Genomic DNA, 22,720 nt, shown 5'->3' with positions numbered 1-22,720 from the left:
TTTGTCTCCAATTATACACTTGGTGCTCCCTGATCGCCGAGTTCCGACTGTAAAACCGGGCGTTTTCTGCGCCAGAAGATAGGCTGTGGAAGTTTGATCTCTGTGATCAGAACACCGACCAACATCAAAGCTGCTCCTGCATACCCTTGCAACGTTAGCGACTCTCCTTGAAAGATAAATGCAAAGGCTGCTGCAAATAGTGGTTCGAGTGAAAAAATCAGACTTGTTCTTGTAGGAGAGGCATGACGCTGCGCGAGTGTCTGCAGAATATACCCCAAGCCACTACACAAAACACCTAACCCGAGAATGGCTGCCCAGGATTCAGCCGTATCGGGCATACGTGGCGTCTCCAGCATAAATGTAGCTGCAATTCCCCACACCGCCGCAACACCCAATTGAACTGTCCCTAATGTTAATGGATCATGCTTCGGTGTGAACTTGCCAGCAATCATGATATAGATGGCATACACAAGTGCTGCTAGTATGCAGAGAATATCTCCCGTGTGCAGACTAAGCTCATGTTGAAGCGTCAACAAGCCAAGCCCGGTAACTGCAACCAGGATACTGAGCGTCAATCGTTTGTCTGGCATACGACGATGCTGGATGGTCGTTAGGATCGGTACAAAAATAACGGCCAAACTTATCAGGAATCCCGCCTGCGATGTCGTTGTTCGTTGCACACCATAGGTGATGAATACAAATGCAGCGAATAAAGCTGTCCCCATAATCGCTCCTGCCACAAGTGTTCTGCGATCCATCTTAAACAACCGCCGATGAAAAAGAAGTCCTGCGGCAATAAAGGCAATTCCAAAACGAAATGCGACCAGATTCAATTCTTGCATGGACTCCAGGCCCGATTTCATAAACAGATAGGATGATCCCCATATGACCGTTGCGAGCAGCATCTGTATGTCCGCTCTTCTTGTTGCCTGACCTTGATTAACCTGTACACCATTCATCTTGCTTCAACCTTCATTCTATGTATTCTGATCTGTGTGATCGTGCGTCAAAGTAACTCGCCTTGGCAAGTATAAACGATCTCTTTGCATTATAAAAATGAATATTTATAATGGATTATATGAAATAAACTCATGTATCGAAAATGGGAAGGAACGGAACCATTCATGTCACTGATCAAATACGAAATTTTGAATACCGTTGTGGAGTATGGCAGTCTCACCAAAGCAGCTGAAGCTCTGAATATCACCCAATCCGCAGTCAGCCATGCCATCGCAAGTCTTGAGACAGAATGTGGTTTTTCACTGCTCCATCGCGGCCGCTCCGGTGTGCGTGTTACCGCTGAAGGCGAACGTATTCTGGGATACACCCGTGAAATTCTGCGCTGGACGGAACTCATGAATCAGGAAATCTCCCTCATTCGCGGCGCGGAGATTGGTACCGTGCGTATTGGTACTTTCGCCAGTGTGTCCACACAGTGGTTGCCGGGCATCCTGAAACAATTTCGTCTGCGTCATCCCGGAATTGAGATCAAGCTGTGGGAAGGCGATTATGCTGAGATTGAGGGCTGGTTGGCTGGAGGTGCCATCGATCTCGGATTTCTGTCCCTTGGCGATTCATCACCTTTTGAGACGATCCCATTACAAAAAGACAGGATGATGTGTATCCTGCCTCTGGATCATCCTCTCGCCTCAGAGGAGTCTGTTTCGTTTGATATTCTGCTGGAGCAACCCTTTATTCTGCCCAAGTGGGGCGGAGATAACGAGATAGAACGACTGATCCGGCAGCATGCGGCCAAGCTCAATGTCGTCTATGAAGTAGCAGAGGATCAAGCCATCATGGCGATGGTCCGGAATGGTCTCGGTATCAGCCTGCTTCCCGAAATGGTACTTCAAAATCATACTGATTCACTCGCGCTCGTGCCACTCACTGGAGATCCTTATCGTACGATTGGCATGGCCTGCCCATCTTTGGGTAATCTATCGCCCGCTACGCGACGTTTTATAGAAGAGGTGCAACAGTGGCTTGGCCCTGCTATGTAAATTTGGAGAACTCACTAGCTCTGTAGTTAAGATCGATTTCTCCTATCCGATACTCACAAATTGGATAACACCAAGAGTCAGCAGCAGTACAGATATAATCGCAATCGTGATGCCAAAACCAATCAGGAAGCGCACGCCAGGTGAGCGTTTGTTCCGCTGGCTGCCTCCCAGGTTATCCAGCTTTTGCTCAATCTGATCCAATCTTTCATTTACCTGTTTCAGTTCTTGATTGGAGTTCATTCATACATCCCCTTTTCTGTGTATTCGATCTATTCCCACACCCGATCGAGCTGATCTGCGTAGTAACGGATTGCTCTGTTATAGTCATTGATTCTCTTGTCACTTGACGTGTCCGCAAGTTGCACGAGCAGTCTTTGCATCGCTTCTGCATGTTCACCCAGATTGTAGAGCACCATGGCAAAGAAAACTTCAAATTCCCGGTACGCCGGGAATTCTTTCATGCCCGTTTCAAACCAAACCTTCGCCTGCTTATACTGTCCAAGCGTTCGATATGTACTGCCAAGTCCAAGTATTGCACCTGCTCTGTCCTCGCCAGAAAGTCCAAGACTTAGTGCCTTCTCATAATGCGGGACAGCCTCCCGCTCTAACCCAAGCGAATCATGTGCCCAAGCGAGCTGATACCAGACATTGGCATTCTCGGGTTCCTGGACTGTAATCTCTTGCAGTAGTTCAATCGCTTCCTGCACCTTGCCTTCTTGTCTCCATCGTACGGCCTGTTCCAAATTACTCATGCTGTCACTTCCCATCTTGCAATATAATTTCCACATATATGATTCAATTGTTTTATTATACCAAAAAAGCACCCCAGAGAATATGTTGTAACAACTTAAGGTTGTCCAAACGCTATTCCATCGTGTGCTTTTTCATTCGATGCAGCTTGTTATAAAAAATGGACTAAAGCATATTTCCACTGAACACTTCGATGACAGAACAACCTTCCGATCGCTGTTATCCCCGGATTTTTCGAATCATTTTAACAAAGGTGAAAATCCGGGGATAAAGGCGAACGCTTTCGCTTCTTCAGGTTCTTTCTGTCCTCTCCGTTTTGTGTAAATGTTTAATTCAATTTATATAGCTTAAGCTGAAATCTCTCTGAAAATGATCTGTTCATCGTCTAATTATGACCATACCGTATTCGCTACCATGACAATAAATACGAGCATGAGATAATTAACCGAGATCAGAAAGTTTACTTTTGCCCACTTCTCATCATCCTGTGTCTTCAGTCCGCTAAGTGTATGCACGAACCAGATCAGTCCACCGACCAGAGATACAATCAGAAATACCAGACCTACGTAGTTGTAATAATACAACAGAAATACAGCAGGAAGCAGCAGAAAAACATAAGGAATCATCTGAAACTTGGTGCGTTTCACCCCTTTAACCACTGGCAACAACGGGAAGCCCGCAGCGCGATACTCCTCTACCCGGCGAATACCCAATGACCAGAAGTGTGGTGGCTGCCACAAGAATAATAGTGCAAACAGCAACCAGGCACCTGCATCAATTTCATTGGTTACAGCCGTATAACCGATGACAGGCGGCATCGCTCCCGCAATTCCACCGAGCGACGTGCTCCACGTTGAACTGCGTTTCAACCACATCGTGTAAATCACGATGTAAGCGAACCACCCAAGCAGTGCCATCCAGCCTGATAACGGATTCACCAGGAGATACAGTACTGCTAGTCCCACAACACCAAGGATAATGCCATAGCCAAGTACAAACCCTGGTTTCAGATGGTTGATGTAATCCATCCTTTTTTTGGTGCGCTCCATCTTTTGGTCCAATTCACGATCCCAATAATTGTTGATTACACAAGCTGAAGCAATAACCAAAGTTGATCCAATCACGACCATGAGCAGAGATAACCAGTTGATATCCCATTTTGAAGCTACCCAGAATCCTACCGCCACCGCAAACACATTTAACCTTAGAAGTCCGGGCTTAGTTAATGCAATCATGTCTTTAAGCATGAGGCTCCTCCTGAACTATGTAAAAACGCCATTCCAATAATGATACATGTACCTACCATTAATTACAATCGCTTTCATGAATTTGTCATAACCAAAAAGCATCCCTCACCGTTCCAATGAACAGGAGGAATGCTTGAATGATGAATTTCATCTAATTTTATGGGATGTATTGTTGCACAATTTTAGTCACTTTTCCATCCTGCACCGTCAGATGATACGGGAATACGGACAGATCAAGAATACGGGTATTCTCATACAACGATTCGAACTTGGATAATGTCACAGGCTCATTCCACTGAATGTCTACGCCCTGCATCGTACCATCCCGATCATACAACTGCATCAACACTTCAGCATTGGCACTAACCTCAACTTGTTCCTGCTCTTTGCTATCGTTAACAATATAGTAACCATCTGGAGCACCATCTATACCAGCTTCCGGATTGCGCTGTGCAAAAATCGTATCAGCTTCTTCACCCTGATACCAGCCAATCTTGTCCACTGTCATAAACAATTTGCCGTCTTCTACATGCATACCTTCAACATAGGCTGTAAACATCTCAGAGTTCGCAACCTGTGCGTCTTTGCCAGAAGGCTGTTGAGCGTCCGTACTACCTTGAGCATTCGCAGGGGTAAGTAAATATGTAGTCAGCACAATCATGCCAAGTAAAGCAACAACTGCACCGATCATTCGTAGTTTCCATTGTTTTGTCGCGTTCTTCATAGGTAACACCTCTCCTTAATATGAACGTTATTATTCCTTAACCGGAAGTCTTGCTTCTCAAACGCTCATGTGAACTATCGATTCCAACGTTCTTTCTTTTCCTATCATACTTGGAACAGAGATTATAAAAGTATCAGCCAGATTAAAAATAGTTACAACGCGCGTCATCACTTCTGTCTGTAGTCTCCATAAACGGTAAAGAACCCTTGAAGGCATCGCCATTCAGAGGTTCTTTACTAGGGTGTGTCTTTTAAACTCAGTCAAGTGATACATGAAGGATGTCTATGTCCAAACATCTTGAAGTCCAAGCTGCCTAGTTGTGACGAATGGTCCAGACGGCTAAAGAACCGAGGACATCTTATTCGGCCTTCTGGCGCTCCTTTTATTTTGAAAGGAACATGAAACACGTTATTTGCCAAAATTCCCTGAAACACGATATTAACGGCCGTTTATACCAATATAGCGCGTCTCAGATTCCTTAGTTTGCTGCGGGACTTTCAAACCCTTGAATAAGACGTCACAGGTTCCCGCATAGATGTTAATCTTAATGATTGGGTGTGGAGCTTTGTGCCAAACGAACGAGCATATGAGCCAGCATGTGACGTTCATCTTCCTTGCCGACATTCCACAGCTCCTGAAGCAGTTTCTCTTCACGATTCCGGGGCTCCTCCCGAGCTGCCAGATAATCCGCTACTTTCTCGGCAATTTTGGCCATCTGCTCCTCACTTAGTCCAATCGATTCTCCCATGGCAATTCGCTTACCCAGGTATTCTTTGAATGCATCAAAGTTCTGTAGAATCTGTTCTCTTTCTTCCGGCGCAATCTTCTCAATTGCGTTGTCCACCTTGTCCGTTGAAACCTGGCCATCTTTATGGATTACATGATTTTCTTCATTCATTTGAATAACCTCCTGCATAATAGTTGTTTATTGGTTTGGAGCTTTAAACTTAATACTCACTGGTTATCTATAATATAAACGTATTGCAGAACTTTAATCAGTACGTTCAATTCTGTATAGATCTTCTATATATGAGCAAGTACACGTTTCAAAAGAACTACAGCGGTTAATCGTTTACATATACGTAACGGTGTTTGGATATGTTAATGAACACCTTATACAATATCGAATCAGGAGGGATTTCCCATGCGTGATAAAACCAAACATGAGAAGACAAACGATGAACTTGAACCAGGAGTAAATACCGTTATCCATCCAGACAAAAATAATCCCGGACCAACCGATATGATCGAAGGCGTGGTTGGTGATATCGTGGACAACATTCGCAAAGATTTCTCACATGACTCAAAGGGCGAGAAGTCTTCTTCCAAGTCAACGGATTCATCGGATAAACAAGCGTAATCCTTTTCTCCATAGCAAAAGTTAGCTTAAAAAGTCCTCCTGCCATACGCATGGCTTGGGAGGACTTTTTGGTAATAATTGAATAATCAGCCTCTTATCCAGAGGTACATTTCAACGTGAATCCTTTGTCATCTGCTGTAACGCCTTATGAATCCAGATCGCGGCAATGGAACCTTCACCCATCGCAACAGTTGCTTGCTCTGCGTGCAGACCCAGATCCCCGGCAATCCACACATTAGTCGCTGCCTTCAAGCTGCGTGGATCAGCTTCTACATGTTTGTTATCTGCGATTACAGCTCCAAGCTGCTCCGCCAGTTCATAGTGTACACGATTGCCTCCAAATGCGATAAATCCACGCTCCGACTCAAAGATCTGACCATCTTCGGTCAGAACACCGGTGATATGACCATCCTCAATCTGTTGCACTTCCTGGACAGCCGCTTCCAGATAACGCACTCCCGCCTCTTTCATGCTGCGATGCAGCTCTGCAGATATGGGGGCCTGCTCATGATTAATATATAACAGATCATTCGTACGCTGAATTAAAATCATTGCCATATTGGCACCTGCTTCACCAGATCCCAACAGTACCGTACGTTGATCCTGAATCTCATAACCATCGCAATCAGGGCAGACATACACGGTTCGGCCCAGCGTAGGGGTTAGTCCTGGAATGTCCGGAACTCTATCCGTGAGTCCCGTTGCCAATAACACGGTTTTGCTCCTATATTCAGATCCGGAAGTACCGAATAAATGAATATTTTCTCCCTTACGTTCCGCTTTAAAGATACGGTCTTTCTCAAAAGATACACCTGTCCGCTCTGCCTGCATCCTGCCTCGTTCTCTAAGCTCTTCACCGGATACCCCATCGGGGAAACCGAGGATATTATGATAAGTCCGGCACAACGTCGATCTGCCTTCTCCCGCGTCGATTACCAACACCTGATGAGCTGAATAACGTCCAAGTTGAATGGCTGCCTGAAGCCCTGCGAGCCCTCCACCTACAATTATGCAATCAACCTCTCGCATGCTCCTTCTCCTCCTGAACTATATACATTGAACTAAAGAATATTTACACTGCTCACTCCGATGACAAAACAACCTTCCGATCGCTGTTATCCCCAGATTTTTTAATACCTTCTACAAAGGGTAAATCCGGGGATAAGCGTATGCTTTCGATGCAGCTTTCTTTCAGAAAGCTTTTAGGCGCACGCTTCGCTTCTTCAGATTCGTTCTGTCCTCTCCGTTTTGTGTAAATGTTTAGCTCAATATATATATATTTTGTCCTTCTATACATTAAACCGTTCAGCAAAGCTTAAACGATTCCTCTTATTCCTTATCTTATACCAAAATAAACAGGCCCAAACCATCCGTAGGAATCACGGTGAGTTTGGACCTATAAGATTTATGATTACTTAGAAGTTATAAGATTCAAATCGCGATGCATTCGAGATGGCGTTCCATACATCCGCTGTTTCGCCGCCCATATACCAGTAAGCCAGTCCAGCAATTTGCCGTTGCTCACTCATTAACACTTTGGCTGATAACGAACGACTATCCTCTGCCCATATATATCTTGGCTTACCATTACTGTTGTACCCGATAATATATTGAACCAGACTTGCATCCCATCGTCTTACAGATCCCGTAGCATGCGCACGCATTCCCTGGTCTGCCAGTGTAATGTCCCAAGAACTGGTTGCTGGATTCACGGAAGACCAGTCTCGTGTATACAATGGAAGGGCCAAAATTGTTTTGGCACGTACCACCTCGGAGAGCATGGTGTCCAAAGCTTTTTCCACCCATGGAAGAGAGGCCACAGACCCTGCTTTTGGATCACCATTCCAGTGTTCCTCATATCCCATCAGCACCATATAATCCGATACAGCGCCCAGCTTGGCATAATCAAATGCATCCGTCCAATCAGTACCCAGGTCTGGCGATACATCCACAGACACAACTGCACCCAGTGCGTGCAACGTTGCCGTCAACGAGGTGACAAATGCTGTTAATCCTTCACGATCCATAGGATCGACATTCTCGAAGTCCACGTTAATGCCGTCCAGTTTATAGGTTTTGACATAAGCGGCTACCTGTGAGATCACTGCCGCTCGGTTGGCCGAACTGGATAACATCTGATGCGTAAGTGCCGAATCGGAACGATTCCCAAGTAATGGCCATAGCTGCCTGTCGGTGGCGGATGCCCAGGAGATCAATGCTGGGTCTGCGTGATCAGTTACTTTCATACTGCTGTTCAGGAAAAACCAGCGCGGGACAAGCGTATTCACTTCAGACTGTTCCACTTGCTTCTTGAACTCAGCTGTAGTGGAGTTATATTGCCAGCCCAGCTGAACGCCAAGTTCGTCCCCACGTTGTAACTGCTCAGACCATGTTTTCTTTTGTAAAATGGCATCAAGCATGACGGCTGCTTCTTCCCGCGTTACCTGGTGATGTGGTCGGAACACGCCTCCGCTTCCCCGCATTAGTCCAAGTTGATAGACTGTCTGCACATAAGGACGTGCCCAGTCCGAGATATCCGCTGCGTCAAAATACGTTGAAGATAAGAGTGATGTCTCTACCGGCTGTTGTTTTAACATCCGCACAAGAAGGGCAGCCGCTTCTTCACGCGTAATGGAAGCATTAGGCTGGAAAGTTCCCTGACCCTTACCCTCCAAAATAAAAAGATTCGTCATGGCAGCAACGTTGCCGTAATACCAAGCATTCATGCTTATATCCTGATAGGGATTTATATTATTTTTTACGGACTTCAAACCTAGCAATCTAACCGCAAACGTCGCAAACTCTGCACGAGTAACGGCTTTCTTCGGTTCAAACGTAGTCTCTGACGTACCGGCAGCAATACCTTTGGCCACCAGATGTGTAATGGCATCCTTAGCGTAACTGGTGTGCGTATCCTGAAACTGTTGCTGCACGCTTGCAGCCTGAACGGTAGAGCCGTATCCAGCCACCGATCCAAGTGTTAATAACCCGCATAAAGCTATTTTCCATATCCGTTGGTTTGTTATGTCTTTTAATCTATTATTCACATCAAAAAGCCTCGCTTCATTGGATTACGATCAACTATCATCGTATCAAATTAAAGCGAGGCCGTATGTGGTTAAATGTTGGGAAATGCGAAGCTTACTTGTGTACTTTTACGCGATCTTCAATGGGTTGGAATTCTTTCTCACCCGGTGCTGCCGTTGGTTTACCAAATGGCATCTGAGCGATCAATCTCCAGTTCTCAGGAATGCTCCATTCTTGCTTCACTTTCTCATCAATCAACGGGTTGTAGTGCTGCAAAGATGCACCCAGACCTTCTTGTTCCAGAGCAGTCCAGATTACCAGTTGCAACATGCCGTTGGATTGGTTAGCCCAGATTGGGAAGTTATCTGCATAAGCTGCAAAATTTTGTTGAAGCTGTGCGATCGCATTGTTATCTTCGAAGAAGAGAACCGTACCATATCCGCTGCGGAATCCAGTCATTTTCTCTGCTGTGGATTTGAAGGCTTCTTCATTGCCTACCACTTCACGCAAAATTTCTTCTGTGTGATTCCACAATTTATCATGTTGTTCACCGAGCAATACAACGGCACGGGATGTTTGTGAGTTAAAGGAAGTTGGTGTATATTTCACCGCTTCTTCTACGATTTCCTGGATTTTAGCATCCGAAATTGTAGATTCCTTGCTGATCCCATAATAAGATCTTCTGTTTTTCAACGCATCAAAAAAAGTTGTCATTCTTAATCGCCTCCCAATTTTTTTTCAATTGCCAACACAGTAACTATAATATAGTAACATACATTAGTCAACAAACTAATTTATTTTCACTAAATATACATTCACCGAAAACAATTCAACAAGTTTGCCCAATACAGCAATTGAAATTATCCTTCGCCCGTCTTTTTACGATAATCCGCCCGGTATTTCTCTTCAGTAGACGAGTTGCTTTTTGTCTGGTCTTTATTCTTCTCTTCCTGAGCCTCCATATTCAGATCTTCCATCGGAATTGGATCTACAGTCTGTTCTTCTTCATATCTGTCAAGCAGACTTTCGTGCTCTGTCTTATATTGTTCAGGATTGTCACGGGATTGCTCCTGATGGGTATCGCTGTTATTCTGATCCGGTGTGCGCTGTTTCATTCATATTCGCCTCCTCTAGGTTCATTACCTTTCTTTACCTGTTCTGCGTGTCCTCTAAACACAGTGGTATGCATTCCTCAAACGAAAATCAACAAAAAAAGCCAACCAGACAAGCTGGTCAGCTCAAACAAGACTTCTATGATTGGCGATGCAATTGGGTACGGTACAGATCAGGCGAACATCCCACACTTTGTTTGAACATCCGACTAAAATGCGAAAGGCGTTTGAAACCGGACAATCGACTTGCTTCTGTCACGGTGATCTCAGGCTGAAACTGAAACAAAAGCTTCGCCTGATTGATACGGCGGTCATACAGATATTTGAATATCGTCAAACCTGTCATTTCCTTAAACATACCTGCCAGATATGGCTTGGACAGATGTAATTCCAGTGCCAAATCATCCAGACCAATGTCCTTCATATAATGGGTATCCACATAACGAATAATGTGTTGGACATGCCGCTCTCTCTCCGATGAGGGAAGTTGTTCCTGGACATCACCCTGGCAGATCTCTGCTACAAAATACAACAGATCACACAGTCTGACATTCATTCGCTCTTGCCTGAAATTGCTCTGACTTTGAGACAGACGATGAAGATCATGCAATAGAGCTTCGAATTCAGAGCGGTTATCTCCCTTCAGATTGACCCGACAGTTTCTGAGTTCTTCAAATGGTCTCAGGACCTCAGCCATACGGTCCGGATGCAGGCTGCTGCGGATTGCAGACGGATCAAAATGCAGTGTGCTTCGCTCATAAGCACTGCCTGGCTTCGGATGTGGTCGATGAAGAGTCAAGCCATGCATTAACACCAGATCACCCGGCTCCAGGTTATATACCCGGTCTCCTATGATGTAGGTACATTCTCCATCATGAAAATAATAAATCTCATAATGTGGATGTGAGTGGAATCCATCTGACTTGCCTGGGTTAAATATGCTGGTGGATCGGTAACTATACTCCAGTGAAGCACTAAATTGCATCATGCTCGGCACATTCATGCACCTCCTGTTCGGAAGAGGGAAACGATTTGTGTCATGCCCCTGTAGGATATATGAAAGTGAAATTATAGAAGCTGTTTAATACTCTCTTGAATCTCGTCGATGGAGTCGATAGGTTCGAAGCGTCTGACCACACGACCCTCTGCATCAATCAGGAATTTCGTGAAATTCCATTTGATTGCATCGCCGTGTAACCATTCTGGTGCCTTCTCAGCCACCATTAATTTCAATAATTTGGCCTGTATATCTGTTTCATCAAAGCCGGCAAAAGGCCCTGATCTTTTCAAAAAGTCGTAGAGCGGGTGCGCCGCTTCTCCATTCACATCCAGTTTGGAGAACATCGGAAATTTCACACCATAGTTAATCTGACAAAAGGATTCCGCTTCCGAACTGCTTCCAGGCTCTTGCTCTGCAAACTGGTTACACGGGAAACCAATAATCTGAAGCCCTTGATCCTTGTACTGGTCATACAGCTTCTGCATGTCATCAAACTGGTGCGTATATTTACATTTACTTGCCGTGTTTACGATGAGCACAGGTTTTCCTTCATATTGATAGAGCGGGAAACGCTCTCCACTGGTTCTGGTTACGGTAAAGTCGTAGATGGTTGGCATAAGTCTAGTGCACCTCGCGATAGTTATGTAGTCATACAGCATCATATGTCATTGTTAATTATATACGAAGTTTGAACTATTGTATCGCGCAAGATAAGTTACTCTCCCTCACCACAGAAAACCCTTCTGCCACGAAAATCTCTTCGTTCAGCAAAAGGGTTATTATATGGGATCACAGTGACAGCAGATTCAGCCTTTCACGGCACTTCCGGCTACGCCCTGAATGATATAATGCTGACCCACGAGGAAAACGATGATCATCGGGATAATGCCTGCCGTTGCAGCGGCCATCATGCCGTTGTAATCCACATTATTCTCCAGAATAAAATTCTGCAGTCCGAGCGGCACGGTGTATAGGTCTTTGTCGATGAGGAACACAAGCGCATTTTCATAGTCATTCCAGTGCCAGGAGAAGTCAATGATCGCCAGCGTAGCCAACGCTGGCTTTGCCAAGGGCAGAATCAACCTGAAGAATATTCGCAGGTGACCGGCACCGTCGATGAACGCCGCTTCCGAGATCTCTGAAGGCACGGACAGGAAGAATTGCCGCAGCATAAACACCCCAAAGATCGTGAACATTCCGGGCAGGATCAATGCCCAGTGCGTATTATATATGCCGACCCATTCAAACATCAGGAACTTCGGTACAAAGAGCACCTGCGGAGGCACCATCATCATCGAGAGATAGATCAGGAACAATGTCTCCCGACCTTTGAATTGAATCCGTGCGAAGCCATAGGCTGCAAAAGCCGAGAGAAATACAGCTCCGACCGTACTAATTAGCGATATTTTCAACGAGTTCAGATAATACGTCGCAAAGGTATCCGCTCCGCTCCAGACCTTAATGTGATGCTCCCAGTTCAGGCTGGAGGGTATCCACTGGATGGGATAGGTGAATACGTCCGCAGGAGATTTGAACGACGTGCTGATCATCCAGATGAACGGCATAACCATCAGCAGGGCAAACCCGGACATCAGAATTGTCAGTATGATTTTTCGAATCTGGCTCAAGGACTCCATGCGGACTTTAACTTTAGGTGAATGTGGAGCTGTGGGCTTCGCATTCGCGGCAATTTGTTTCTCCATAACGATCCCTCCCCTCCTTAATAGTGAACCCAACGTTTCTGACCGAGCCACTGCAAAACAGTGAAGACCATAATGATGGCAAAGAGTGCCCAGCTAATGGCAGCAGCGTAGCCCATCTCGTAGTAGCGGAAGGCATTCTGGTAGATAAACAGCGACAGGACGGTTGTACTGTTCCCCGGCCCACCCTGGGTAATCGCTTGAATGATACCAAAGTTTTTGATGGTCATAATCAGCCCGGTAATCAGCAGCAAAAAGGTAGTTGGACTCACAAGAGGCCAAATCACTTGGCGTATCGTCTGCCATGGACGGGCTCCATCTATCCGTGCAGCCTCAACCAGTTCCTCCGGAATTTCCTGCAAAGCGGCCAGATAAATAATCATGTTGTAACCCAGCATGAACCAGATCCAGATGATATCAATCGCATACATGGACCATTCGGTTGTTGATAACCAGCCGGGAGGGTTCGTAATACCGATTCCGCGCAAGAAACCATTAATTGGCCCCGATGTTGGCTGGAACAGCAGCATCCAGACAAAAGCGATGGCAACACCGCTGGTGATATAGGGCATGAAATAGAGGGCACGCAGCGTTTTTTGCCAGTACACCGACTTGTTCAGCGCCACAGCTACGATAAATGCCAACCCCATCGATACCGGAACCGCTAACAGAAATACAAATGTATTTCGCAGCGCCACGCCAAACAGATCATCATTCAACATCCGGCGGATATTGTCCAGCCCGACGAAATTCGTCTCCGGGCTCATAAATTTGTAATCAGTGAACATGAGATAGAACGAATAGACAGCCGGTATAATAAAAAACAACAGCACGCCAATCATATTGGGCCCAATAAACAGATACCCGAGCCTGCTCTGCCGTTTCATCCAGGATTTATGCATATGCTCCCCCACTCCTTAACATCTGTTCTGGAATTAAGCATAACAAGATGTCCTCTAACATTTAAGGAACATAACCCTGTACCTGATATCACAGATATATGTATTTCGGCAGTTCCTTATGGGAGAGAAATAACATGGAATTGTTCTATTGTTTATATAGAAAAAACCGCCCCATTGGGACGGCCTTTGGACTCATTGCTTTTGCAATCTATTGATTCTGCTTCAGCCAGTCATTATGGCGTTTGACCATGTTCTGTACCGTTACTTCGGCAGTCTGGTTACCAAGGAAGAACTTTTCATACTCCTGTGCACGCAGATCGACCACTTCCTGCGCAATGCTGCGGACAAACGTAGGTGTCTCGTCACCGTACAACACAAATTCCAGAGACTCTTTATCATAAGAATCGGCATAATCGCCCAGCAAATGATCGATCGCAGTCTGTTGATCAACCGCATTGGAGGAAGGCAAACGTCCACCCGCAGCCATCGGCATCATTCCCCCATCGGCGTACCATTTCAGGAACTCCCATGCGGCTTCTTTATTTTTCGACTTGGAATTGATCGCAATAAAGTCACCAAGTCCTCCACTCTTCACCATATCTGCTTCTTGTGCAGCCAATCTCGGTACAGGGGCAAAGGCGATTTTCCAATCCCGCGGGAACTCGGTCATATTGTTGGATGTGCGGATCAGCCATTCGCCGATATTAATCATGGCAGACTCACCGCCAAGGAACATGTTTTCCACCGGCATTTTGGAAGTCAGCTGCTCACCGAGTGGAGGCGTAGTTGCGTCCTCTTTCATCATTCCGTTCAACGTCTCCAGCCATTTGGTAACGAGTGGATCATCGAGGTTGGAAGAACCGTCTGCCTTAACATAACCGTTCTTCACCAGAACGGAATCGAGCGGGTCTACATAGGAAGCGGTATGCTGCACCAATCCGTACTTGAAGCCAGCTGTCTTCAGTTTGAGTGCATATTCACGGGCTTCATCCCATGTCCAGGCTTTCGGTACACTCAGTCCGGCCTGATCAAGCGCTTTCATATTTAAAGCGAAGAAGGCAGCGTTTTTCTTGGTTGGCATCCCGTAATATTTTCCGTCCACTTTCCAGGAAGCCGCATCTTCACCCATTTTCTCATCAATGTTGTAGTCGGTGAACTCGCCCAGATCCAGTGCTGTACCGCCCTTGATGCGTTTATCCAGATTTGTAAGGGTATAGTTGACATACAGGTCAACGTTCTGCCCGGTGGACAGCGCCGTATCCAGCTTCAGGTTGCCATCATCGTCATTCACAAACCGCACATATTCCACCTGAATATCAGGATGCTCCGCATTCCAGGTATCCACGACTTCCTGTGGACCATTCTCGGGCGGTACCGCGCCCCACATGGTGAGCTTCACTTTTCCCCCTGCCGCTCCACCTCCGTTATCCCCACCGTTCGTCTCATTTTTACCTACACAGCCGGCAAGCAAGCCCAGCATCAGCGCACCTACGATTAATCCTGTTAATCCTTTTTTGATTCTCATCTGGTCACATGACCTCCCTGAATTGAAGTGTACCTTCCGTTACATCGTAGCAGGGACCTTGCTGGGTTCATAAGATACATATCCATGATTCGGATTGAACAAAAATACGGATTTACTTGTGCTTGCCTGAGCACTCGGTACACATATTCCTTCTACTCATCCTGTGAGTCACGAACGATGGCGATACTGGCTGGGCGTGCAACCGGTCCAACGCTTGAATATTTTAATGAAATAATTATCACTTCCGAACCCTACCCGGTAACCAATCTCCTGTACAGGAAGGTCCGTCTCGCGCAAGTATTCAGCCGCTTTCTCCATCCGTACCCCATGCAAGTAATGAATCAGGGTATGGCCGGTTTTCTTTTTGAACAGAGCACTCACATAATTCTCGCCCATCATCACATATCGTGACATGGATTTGACGGTAATGTCCTGGTCGTAATGCTGTCCGATGTACTGAATTATTTTGCTAATCTCCGGATGCTTCACAACCGGCTCTCGAACAGGTGTAAAGGGAAGATCCTTATCAGGTGAGGGCGCAGAAGAGACCGTAAGAGAATTAGGCAAATCAGGCGTTGATGTGAGAACCGGTGTGGAAGGTGGCACTTCATGATGATCTGTCTCTGTCCGGGCTTCAGTTGAAGCTCCCAGTTCTGCACTTACTTTACGGAGTGTATCACGCAGTGAATTCACACTCATGGACAGTTTCAAAATATAATTGGAAGCCCCGTATTCCATTGCACGGCGTACATATTCGAACTCCCCCATACAGGTGAGCATGACAAACTTGGTTTTTAACCCGGCCTGACGGGTCTGTTTGAGTAATTCCAGACCATCCATACCTGGCATAACAATATCGGTCAGTACCAGATCCGGTGTATCCTGTATGATCATCGCCAGCGCTTCGGTCCCGTTACCGGATTCTCCGATGACCGTGAAGCCTAGCTCTTCCCAGGAAATAATCTCTCGCACCGACTCACGTACAAATACCTCATCTTCTACAAGTAATACTTTCCACATGCCAGATTCCCCTCTCCAGTCGGCTAGTCAGATCGCTTCTGTACGTACGGCGTCGACAATAAAAAAGGAATGCTGAACCTCACTAATGTCCCCGGCTTGGTATCAATCACTTCAAGTTCACTTTGGCCTTTGAACAATAACCGCAATCGTTCTCTGAGGTTGGACAGACCGATCCCCGGACGTGTGCGGGTCATCTGCTGACGCCGGGATTCCTCCATTCCAATTCCGTTGTCTGCCACCTCCAGCATCAGCATACCTGTGTCTTGCCTGTAAATTTCGATGCGGATCTGACCAAGCTGCTCCAGTGGCCCGACACCGTGATGAATGGCATTCTCCACCAGTGGCTGCAAGCTCAGCTTGGGCACCAGCGCATACTCCAATTTATCGTCAAATTCACAAGTCACCTCAAAGCTATCGCGGTAACGAATCCGCTGAATATGAAGGTAGGCTTGAACCAACTCAATCTCGTCCTTCAGGTATACCAATTCGACCTGTGAATTCAGGCTGACTTCCAGTAATTTGCCCAAGGAAACACACATCTCGGAGATCTCTTCATTCCCGCTGCGGATCGCGCTCCATTTCATTGTATTCAATGTATTCAGGAGAAAGTGCGGATTCATCTGGGCCAGAAGCATATGAAAATGTACCGCTTCCTTTTGACGTTCCTCCGCCTTGAGTCTGTTGATCATCTGATTAGCATCATCCAGCATCGTATTAAACGTGCGTGTCAATTCCAATACTTCCCCACGGCTGCGGCCTTCGGGAATACGAATCTTGAGGTTTTTGCGGACAACCTCCTTCATCTTGTTCTGTAAGTGCGACAAGGGGCGCGTAAACGTTGCCGAGATCATAAAAGCCATCACTACAAATGCTCCTGTGAAACCAAAAAAGGTCAGAAAGTAACGTTGTTTAAGCTCGGATATCTCTGTAAACAGGATGGAAAGTGGAATGCGATTCACCATATACCAGTCCAGTGATTCGATGTACACGTAGTTAATCAGCGTATCCGAGGCTGGATCAGTCAGATAAGCCTGTGCCGGATGAAGAGCTATTTCACGCGTAACCTCCGGGGAGAGCACCGCTGTTTTGGATGAACTGGTGATGGTCTCTCCACTACCTGTAATAAGGTAATACTCCTGGTTACTCTGTGAATCCTTCAACATGGTCTGGAACCAGTAGGAATAATCAATGCTAATTCGTGCCAGCCCGTATCGCTTGCCGCCGCTATCTTTCATGTAAGCATACAGCGACAACAGATATGGGCTGGAAGATAACTCTCTAAGCACAGGGTTGGAATCCCGTGCATCCCAGCGATAGAAGAGTTCTTCCGGTTGAAGCGAGTGTGAATCCGCACCGCCTTTTGGAATGGTTATTTCCCCCAGACGCTCACGGAATTGTTCCAGATAGGGGCCATACGTCAGTGCTTTTTTGGGCAAATACGAAGTGTAAACGCTATCATGAAAATCCAGCAAGGTAAAGTACACCGAAGGATTATATAGGAAAAAACTGTTGTTGATCATCTTGAACTTTTCTTCTACCAGCGACTTGTTCTCAAGCGGCGTACGACTGTCCGGGGAGGTTAGCACATTTCTTACCGCGGAATCCTGTTCCAGAAAAATGAGCGTTTTGAAGGCAATGCTCATCTGGTCCTCCAGAGAGCGATACATCTGGACTAGCTGCTCATGACTCTGCTCACTGATTTTCTGCTCGACCAGGGATTCAATTTGCTGATAATTGTAGACATTCAATGCACTGAACGGCAAAAGAATCAACACCACAAATGCACCGAACAGGCGGTATCTGAGACGCTGTGGCAACCAACTCTTCCAATTTGGCTTCTTCATTCCTTAGTGCTCGCTCCCCTACAATTAATGACCCCATTATAGCACCTGCCTGCCATTTACAGCCGGAGTCGAATGATTTGCATGGATTTGTGATATTCGCTGCCTGCATCCATGTGAACTACACAGATATGTTCTATTGGTGTAAGCAAGAAATGAATGAGTGAATGGATGGAAGGTTGGATGGACGAGACACTTACCTCATACTTGATGTCGTTTCCGATACTCTGAGGGACTGATTCCTATGGTGGACGAAAATACACGGCTCAGATAAAATCCGTTCTCATATCCACATCTCTCAGCGATCTGCGTGAGGGTCAGACGGCTATCTGCCAGCAAAGCTTTTGCTTTTTTGAGACGAATCGCTTTCAGATAATCGGATGGTGTCTCTTGAAAGGCCTCCCGGAACCTTCGGGTGAGCTGGACTGGACTCAAAGCCAACTGTTCAGCCAACGTTCGGAGACTGACCGCCTCTCCTGCCCACTCCTCCAACAAAACTGCCGCTTCAGTCATGAGGGCATCCTCCGTGAACTTGGTTTCCATTAGCCTGCTCTGTCTGCGCTCCCATTGATACAGCCGCCACAAATCCAACATCAGATGGGTTTTCCATCCTGTTGTATCCTCATCGTTGTCCTCGCTCGCCTGACGCAGGTAGGCATATGTTGAAGCCAGACGCTTTGTATCGTTAACGAGGGATTTTCCGATTGGCGGCAGGAGATGCTCATCCTCTGCGGAGTTACAACGGAACAGCATATAGTGAAACGTCAGCGGGGTTACCGTCTCTCTGCGAAAAGGAACGTGGGGCGGACATAACACCAGATCAGCAAAACCCGCCTCTCCGCTCTGTCCATCAATCTCGTAACGAAATACACCCTCTTCAACGGCAAAGACCACCCAAGCGTCGTAGATATCTTCTGTCAGAGCAAATTCAGCTTTCTTCTTCCAGTAGATGTGATTAAGGAGGTCCATGACACACCTGCCTTTGTTATGAAATAAAGTATATGCTCGATGATAATATAGTGTATTTGAAAAGTAAATATATAGAACTAATATGAAATTATAGATATGAAATATGAAATCTGAGCTTAGGCTCATCCATATTCAATGAGAGAGGTGTTCACATGAAGCACGAACTCGTTAAACCGGATATCACCGTCATCGGGGGCGGGCTCGCTGGCGTATGCGCTGCTATATCTGCTGCCCGGCTGGGCCAGCAGGTCGCGCTGGTGCAGAATCGTCCTGTACTCGGCGGAAATTCAAGCAGTGAAGTACGCGTATGGGTCTGCGGCGCTACCGCCCACGGGATTAACCGCTATGCCCGCGAGACGGGTATCATGGGGGAACTGTTTGTAGAGAATCAGTATCGTAATCCAGAGGGCAATCCTTATCTCTGGGACTTGATCATTCTGGAAGCCGTTCGAGCTGAATCCAACATTAGCCTGTACCTGAACACGGATGTACATGAAGTCGAGGCCACTGGGGATGGAGATGAACGCATGATCACCTCCGTTACCGGATGGATGATGGGTTCTGAGCGCAAAATCCGATTCGAGAGTCAGATCTATCTGGACTGTACGGGTGATGGATTGGTTGGCTTTCTGGCTGGAGCCAAGTTTGCACTCGGTCGGGAAGCCCGCAGCGAATATGGCGAAGAGTGGGCACCAGACGTGGCTGATCAGATCACGCTGGGCAGTACACTTCTCTTCTATACCAAGGATGCTGGTGCGCCTGTCCGTTATATCCCGCCTTCTTTTGCCAAGGATATTACACAGACCAGCATTCCGATTCGCCGGGTCATTCGCAGCGGGGATTCCGGTTGTCATTATTGGTGGATTGAATGGGGCGGTGAACATGACACCGTTCATGACAATGAGCTGATCCGTGATGAACTGTGGTCCGTGATCTACGGGATCTGGGACTATATCAAGAACTCCGGCAAGTTTGATGCCGACCATATGACGCTAGAGTGGATTGGTTCTCTGCCTGGCAAAAGGGAGTACCGCCGCTTCACGGGTGACTATGTGCTCACCCAGAACGATATTATCAGCCAGCGGGAGTTCCCGGATGCCGTTGCCTTTGGCGGATGGTCCATTGACCTGCATCCCCCGCAGGGCATGTACGCCGAAGCGAGTGGCTCGAAGCATATGCATGCCGATGGCGTATATCACGTGCCGTTCCGCTCGTTGTATTCCGCAAATGTGCGGAATATGCTCATGGCCGGGCGCGACATCAGTGCATCACATGTCGCCTTCGGCACGACCCGCGTCATGGCAACATGCGCGGTCATCGGCGAAGCCGCTGGTACGGGCGCGGCGCTCTGCGCGGCCATGGGGGTATCGCCGCGCGAGCTGCACGCGAGGCATCTGGCGGTGCTGCAGCAGACGTTGCTGCGGCAGGACGCTTCCATCATCGGGGTGCGCAGCCACGATGAGCTGGATCTGGCCCGGTGTGCCAAGGTTACAGCCTCCAGCACGCTGACGGGCATCGCCCTTGAGCAGCCTGGCGAGACGTACCCGCTGGGTACGGATGTTGCCCTGCTGCTGCCTGTGCATCCAGTGCTCAGCGGCCTGGAGCTGCTGCTGGATGCATCCAGCAATACCGCGCTGACGGTAGAGCTGTGGGATACGGGGCGTAAGGAGAACTACGTCCCGCATTTGTTACAAGTTACGGCGACTGTTAACGTTACAACGGGAAATTCGCAGTGGGTGAAGCTTCCGCTCGAATGGCGACCGGAAGAACCGCAGAATGCTTTTATAATCATCCGCTCCAATAAAGCCGTCTCACTCTATCATTCGACAGAAGCACACAGCGGGGTGCTGATCTTCTTCAAAACAGAAGAAAACCACGTGTCCAAAAATCTGGAGGACCACGCCACGGATCAGCCTGTCGTATTATGGTCCATGCAAGGATTGGCGCGTCAGCCCTTCTGCTGTCGTACCCTCTCTGAGACCACGGCCTATTCAGCGGACAACACGATCAACGGTTACCATCGCCCTTATGGTGGGCCGCAACAGTGGATGTCACAGCCGATGCAGTCTGGCAAGCCAGAATGGGTACAACTGACATGGGAAGAGCCACAAACCTTGACTGAATTGCACTTGACGTTTAATGATGATGTGAACGAGGATTTGGTTAATTTACATCACCATCAGACCGCATTCCGTGTGATGCCTGAGCTGGTGTGTGATTATCACGTGGATGTTCTGACTCCGGCTGGCGATTGGACACAAGTCGCAAGTGTTCAAGAAAATCACAAAAGAAAAGTTATTCATTCCCTGGATGTCCCTGTGTCAGCTCAGGCTCTGAGAATCATGATTGATGCCACAAATGGCAGCAGATATGCCGAATTAATCGAGATTCGAGCTTACTAAACAAAAAGGAGGATACAGGAAACTGTATCCCCCATCCTCCGTACAAGTCCGCCTGATTCTATTCGGCGGTTGGAACCCGCAAACCCTCAATCAGGATAAACAACGTAAGGGCTTGTCCATAACCCATCGGACTGATTGCTATATCTTTATAAAACTGAGCATCCTGCCCCACAGGAGTACCATAGGACACCTGCTGTACAACTCCGTGATCATCAATATGTTTCAACACCGCTTCAAGCGCTCTCAAGCCATTCTGGCGATAGGATTCATCCAGGTATCCATATCGGATTCCCTTGAGAATGCCGTATCCAATCGCAGCTGTTGCCGAGGTTTCTTTGTAAGAGGTTGGATCATCCAGCACAGTGTGCCACATGCCATCCTCACCCTGAAGCTTGCTCAGTGCTCTGACTTGAGCGGTTGCTGTATCCAATAGATAGGCCTTCAGCCCGTCTTCAATCGGAATGATATTCAGGAAATCCATAACTCCCGCCGTATACCATGCATTGCCCCTTCCCCAATGAACAGCACCATAGTTATGATTTCCATTGAAATCCCAGCCATGATAGAACAAACCGGTTTCCTTGTTATATAGATATTTGATATGCACAAGGAACTGTCGTTTGGCTTCTTCCACCATGTCGGGTTTCTTGAAGTATACCCCTGCCTTCGCCAAAAATAGCACCGTCATAAACAGGGTATCAATCAGAATTTGACCATCATTGGCGTCTCCCGTGATCATATGTTGAAACGCACCATCTCCGGTTCGCAGCAGTCCATCCATGATCCAACTGCTCCACTCCTCACAGACCTGTTCGTACTCCTTGTTTCCGGTCAGCTCGCATAATGAGATCAAAGTAAGGAGCGGAGCACAGGTGTTCACATTTTTTTCCGGTAACCCTTCCATCAGCCTTGCATTATACCATGATTCCAGAAATTCTAGCACTTTGGGATCTTTCGTTGCCTCATGGAGCTGAAGCAAGCCATACAGACCGACACCTTGCGGCCATTCCCATAGATGTATGTCGATTAGTCCGATGGGAAACTGTTCATTGATGCTTGTGTTTTTCATAGACTCCATCGCTTGGGATACCTTGCTTATTCTCTCCTGCAGCACCATTTGATTCAGCATGTTGGTTATCAC

Annotated in this window: 22 protein-coding genes; 3 read left to right on the top strand and 19 right to left on the bottom strand. The window is 47.1% G+C overall.

The window, feature by feature from the left end:
- Positions 1–11: 11 nt before the first annotated feature.
- Positions 12–959: a DMT family transporter gene (locus AC4E8D_RS12740; protein ID WP_490206280.1), complete on the bottom strand. Its 948-nt coding sequence runs from the start codon at positions 957–959 to the stop codon at positions 12–14.
- 165 nt (positions 960–1,124) lie between these two features.
- On the opposite strand from AC4E8D_RS12740, the gene AC4E8D_RS12735 reads away from it, so the two are divergent.
- Positions 1,125–2,000 (top strand): LysR family transcriptional regulator, encoded by an 876-nt coding sequence (locus AC4E8D_RS12735; RefSeq protein ID WP_339184367.1) that lies wholly within the window; start codon positions 1,125–1,127, stop codon positions 1,998–2,000.
- A 42-nt stretch (positions 2,001–2,042) separates the two neighbouring features.
- Here the strand turns inward: AC4E8D_RS12735 and AC4E8D_RS12730 are convergent, their stop codons facing one another.
- From AC4E8D_RS12730 to AC4E8D_RS12710, 5 genes are all read right to left on the bottom strand, one after another.
- Positions 2,043–2,240 (bottom strand): DUF3040 domain-containing protein, encoded by a 198-nt coding sequence (locus AC4E8D_RS12730; RefSeq protein ID WP_237175835.1) that lies wholly within the window; start codon positions 2,238–2,240, stop codon positions 2,043–2,045.
- A gap of 29 nt (positions 2,241–2,269) precedes the next feature.
- Positions 2,270–2,752, bottom strand: a complete 483-nt coding sequence (locus AC4E8D_RS12725) for a tetratricopeptide repeat protein (protein ID WP_490206279.1) — start codon at positions 2,750–2,752, stop codon at positions 2,270–2,272.
- Positions 2,753–3,139: 387 nt separating this feature from the next.
- Positions 3,140–3,997: a heme o synthase gene (cyoE, locus tag AC4E8D_RS12720; protein ID WP_339184361.1), complete on the bottom strand. Its 858-nt coding sequence runs from the start codon at positions 3,995–3,997 to the stop codon at positions 3,140–3,142.
- A 157-nt stretch (positions 3,998–4,154) separates the two neighbouring features.
- Positions 4,155–4,721 carry a hypothetical protein gene (locus tag AC4E8D_RS12715; protein WP_490206278.1) on the bottom strand — a complete coding sequence of 189 codons (567 nt, stop codon included), beginning with the start codon at positions 4,719–4,721 and terminating at the stop codon, positions 4,155–4,157.
- Positions 4,722–5,265: 544 nt separating this feature from the next.
- Positions 5,266–5,619: a DUF3243 domain-containing protein gene (locus AC4E8D_RS12710; protein ID WP_036609024.1), complete on the bottom strand. Its 354-nt coding sequence runs from the start codon at positions 5,617–5,619 to the stop codon at positions 5,266–5,268.
- 246 nt (positions 5,620–5,865) lie between these two features.
- On the opposite strand from AC4E8D_RS12710, the gene AC4E8D_RS12705 reads away from it, so the two are divergent.
- On the top strand, positions 5,866–6,081 hold the full coding sequence (locus tag AC4E8D_RS12705; RefSeq protein ID WP_490206277.1) for a hypothetical protein: 216 nt from the start codon (positions 5,866–5,868) through the stop codon (positions 6,079–6,081).
- A 111-nt stretch (positions 6,082–6,192) separates the two neighbouring features.
- Here the strand turns inward: AC4E8D_RS12705 and AC4E8D_RS12700 are convergent, their stop codons facing one another.
- The 12 genes from AC4E8D_RS12700 to AC4E8D_RS12645 all read right to left on the bottom strand — a co-directional run bounded on the left by AC4E8D_RS12700 (position 6,193) and on the right by AC4E8D_RS12645 (position 19,177).
- The gene (locus AC4E8D_RS12700) at positions 6,193–7,110 is read right to left on the bottom strand and encodes an NAD(P)/FAD-dependent oxidoreductase (RefSeq protein WP_490206276.1); all 918 of its coding nucleotides are present in this window, start codon (positions 7,108–7,110) and stop codon (positions 6,193–6,195) included.
- Between the two features lie 386 nt (positions 7,111–7,496).
- Positions 7,497–9,128, bottom strand: coding sequence for an S-layer homology domain-containing protein (locus tag AC4E8D_RS12695; RefSeq protein WP_490206275.1), 1,632 nt, complete (start codon positions 9,126–9,128; stop codon positions 7,497–7,499).
- Positions 9,129–9,222: 94 nt separating this feature from the next.
- Positions 9,223–9,822 carry a nitroreductase family protein gene (locus tag AC4E8D_RS12690; protein WP_405132086.1) on the bottom strand — a complete coding sequence of 200 codons (600 nt, stop codon included), beginning with the start codon at positions 9,820–9,822 and terminating at the stop codon, positions 9,223–9,225.
- Between the two features lie 146 nt (positions 9,823–9,968).
- A complete protein-coding gene (locus AC4E8D_RS12685; RefSeq protein ID WP_221825065.1) occupies positions 9,969–10,223 on the bottom strand; it encodes a hypothetical protein in 255 nt (84 codons plus the stop codon).
- Between the two features lie 136 nt (positions 10,224–10,359).
- Positions 10,360–11,223: an AraC family transcriptional regulator gene (locus AC4E8D_RS12680; protein WP_047842609.1), complete on the bottom strand. Its 864-nt coding sequence runs from the start codon at positions 11,221–11,223 to the stop codon at positions 10,360–10,362.
- Between the two features lie 65 nt (positions 11,224–11,288).
- Complete coding sequence (locus AC4E8D_RS12675; protein WP_076216217.1) at positions 11,289–11,837, bottom strand: glutathione peroxidase; 549 nt, start codon at positions 11,835–11,837, stop codon at positions 11,289–11,291.
- A gap of 189 nt (positions 11,838–12,026) precedes the next feature.
- On the bottom strand, positions 12,027–12,923 hold the full coding sequence (locus tag AC4E8D_RS12670) for a carbohydrate ABC transporter permease (RefSeq protein ID WP_237175844.1): 897 nt from the start codon (positions 12,921–12,923) through the stop codon (positions 12,027–12,029).
- A 17-nt stretch (positions 12,924–12,940) separates the two neighbouring features.
- Positions 12,941–13,822 (bottom strand): carbohydrate ABC transporter permease, encoded by an 882-nt coding sequence (locus AC4E8D_RS12665; RefSeq protein WP_074094700.1) that lies wholly within the window; start codon positions 13,820–13,822, stop codon positions 12,941–12,943.
- A gap of 208 nt (positions 13,823–14,030) precedes the next feature.
- Positions 14,031–15,347, bottom strand: a complete 1,317-nt coding sequence (locus tag AC4E8D_RS12660; protein WP_490206274.1) for an ABC transporter substrate-binding protein — start codon at positions 15,345–15,347, stop codon at positions 14,031–14,033.
- A gap of 168 nt (positions 15,348–15,515) precedes the next feature.
- Positions 15,516–16,367 (bottom strand): response regulator transcription factor, encoded by an 852-nt coding sequence (locus AC4E8D_RS12655; RefSeq protein ID WP_490206273.1) that lies wholly within the window; start codon positions 16,365–16,367, stop codon positions 15,516–15,518.
- Positions 16,368–16,390: 23 nt separating this feature from the next.
- Entirely contained in the window at positions 16,391–18,211 is a 1,821-nt protein-coding gene (locus AC4E8D_RS12650; RefSeq protein ID WP_490206272.1) for a sensor histidine kinase, read from the bottom strand.
- 198 nt (positions 18,212–18,409) lie between these two features.
- Positions 18,410–19,177, bottom strand: coding sequence for a helix-turn-helix domain-containing protein (locus AC4E8D_RS12645; RefSeq protein WP_490206271.1), 768 nt, complete (start codon positions 19,175–19,177; stop codon positions 18,410–18,412).
- A gap of 152 nt (positions 19,178–19,329) precedes the next feature.
- Between AC4E8D_RS12645 and AC4E8D_RS12640 the strand changes: the two genes are divergently transcribed.
- Complete coding sequence (locus AC4E8D_RS12640; RefSeq protein ID WP_490206270.1) at positions 19,330–21,579, top strand: FAD-dependent oxidoreductase; 2,250 nt, start codon at positions 19,330–19,332, stop codon at positions 21,577–21,579.
- Between the two features lie 58 nt (positions 21,580–21,637).
- On the opposite strand, the gene bglB is transcribed toward AC4E8D_RS12640, so the two are convergent.
- Positions 21,638–22,708: a beta-galactosidase BglB gene (gene bglB, locus AC4E8D_RS12635; RefSeq protein WP_490206269.1), complete on the bottom strand. Its 1,071-nt coding sequence runs from the start codon at positions 22,706–22,708 to the stop codon at positions 21,638–21,640.
- Positions 22,709–22,720 lie beyond the last annotated feature (12 nt).

Source organism: Paenibacillus sp. SRL342, assembly GCF_984798905.1.
Note: the sequence above shows the minus strand (reverse complement) of the source record. Positions and strands in the feature narration are given on the sequence as shown.

What these genes read in the sequence shown, in the direction of transcription:
- AC4E8D_RS12740 (WP_490206280.1), bottom strand. Translation starts at nt 959, where the DNA reads ATGAATGGTGTACAGGTTAATCAAGGTCAGGCAACAAGAAGAGCGGAC.
- AC4E8D_RS12735 (WP_339184367.1), top strand. Translation starts at nt 1,125, where the DNA reads ATGTCACTGATCAAATACGAAATTTTGAATACCGTTGTGGAGTATGGC.
- AC4E8D_RS12730 (WP_237175835.1), bottom strand. Translation starts at nt 2,240, where the DNA reads ATGAACTCCAATCAAGAACTGAAACAGGTAAATGAAAGATTGGATCAG.
- AC4E8D_RS12725 (WP_490206279.1), bottom strand. Translation starts at nt 2,752, where the DNA reads ATGAGTAATTTGGAACAGGCCGTACGATGGAGACAAGAAGGCAAGGTG.
- cyoE (WP_339184361.1), bottom strand. Translation starts at nt 3,997, where the DNA reads ATGCTTAAAGACATGATTGCATTAACTAAGCCCGGACTTCTAAGGTTA.
- AC4E8D_RS12715 (WP_490206278.1), bottom strand. Translation starts at nt 4,721, where the DNA reads ATGAAGAACGCGACAAAACAATGGAAACTACGAATGATCGGTGCAGTT.
- AC4E8D_RS12710 (WP_036609024.1), bottom strand. Translation starts at nt 5,619, where the DNA reads ATGAATGAAGAAAATCATGTAATCCATAAAGATGGCCAGGTTTCAACG.
- AC4E8D_RS12705 (WP_490206277.1), top strand. Translation starts at nt 5,866, where the DNA reads ATGCGTGATAAAACCAAACATGAGAAGACAAACGATGAACTTGAACCA.
- AC4E8D_RS12700 (WP_490206276.1), bottom strand. Translation starts at nt 7,110, where the DNA reads ATGCGAGAGGTTGATTGCATAATTGTAGGTGGAGGGCTCGCAGGGCTT.
- AC4E8D_RS12690 (WP_405132086.1), bottom strand. Translation starts at nt 9,822, where the DNA reads ATGACAACTTTTTTTGATGCGTTGAAAAACAGAAGATCTTATTATGGG.
- AC4E8D_RS12685 (WP_221825065.1), bottom strand. Translation starts at nt 10,223, where the DNA reads ATGAAACAGCGCACACCGGATCAGAATAACAGCGATACCCATCAGGAG.
- AC4E8D_RS12680 (WP_047842609.1), bottom strand. Translation starts at nt 11,223, where the DNA reads ATGAATGTGCCGAGCATGATGCAATTTAGTGCTTCACTGGAGTATAGT.
- AC4E8D_RS12675 (WP_076216217.1), bottom strand. Translation starts at nt 11,837, where the DNA reads ATGCCAACCATCTACGACTTTACCGTAACCAGAACCAGTGGAGAGCGT.
- AC4E8D_RS12670 (WP_237175844.1), bottom strand. Translation starts at nt 12,923, where the DNA reads ATGGAGAAACAAATTGCCGCGAATGCGAAGCCCACAGCTCCACATTCA.
- AC4E8D_RS12665 (WP_074094700.1), bottom strand. Translation starts at nt 13,822, where the DNA reads ATGCATAAATCCTGGATGAAACGGCAGAGCAGGCTCGGGTATCTGTTT.
- AC4E8D_RS12660 (WP_490206274.1), bottom strand. Translation starts at nt 15,347, where the DNA reads ATGAGAATCAAAAAAGGATTAACAGGATTAATCGTAGGTGCGCTGATG.
- AC4E8D_RS12655 (WP_490206273.1), bottom strand. Translation starts at nt 16,367, where the DNA reads ATGTGGAAAGTATTACTTGTAGAAGATGAGGTATTTGTACGTGAGTCG.
- AC4E8D_RS12650 (WP_490206272.1), bottom strand. Translation starts at nt 18,211, where the DNA reads ATGAAGAAGCCAAATTGGAAGAGTTGGTTGCCACAGCGTCTCAGATAC.
- AC4E8D_RS12645 (WP_490206271.1), bottom strand. Translation starts at nt 19,177, where the DNA reads ATGGACCTCCTTAATCACATCTACTGGAAGAAGAAAGCTGAATTTGCT.
- AC4E8D_RS12640 (WP_490206270.1), top strand. Translation starts at nt 19,330, where the DNA reads ATGAAGCACGAACTCGTTAAACCGGATATCACCGTCATCGGGGGCGGG.
- bglB (WP_490206269.1), bottom strand. Translation starts at nt 22,708, where the DNA reads ATGCTGAATCAAATGGTGCTGCAGGAGAGAATAAGCAAGGTATCCCAA.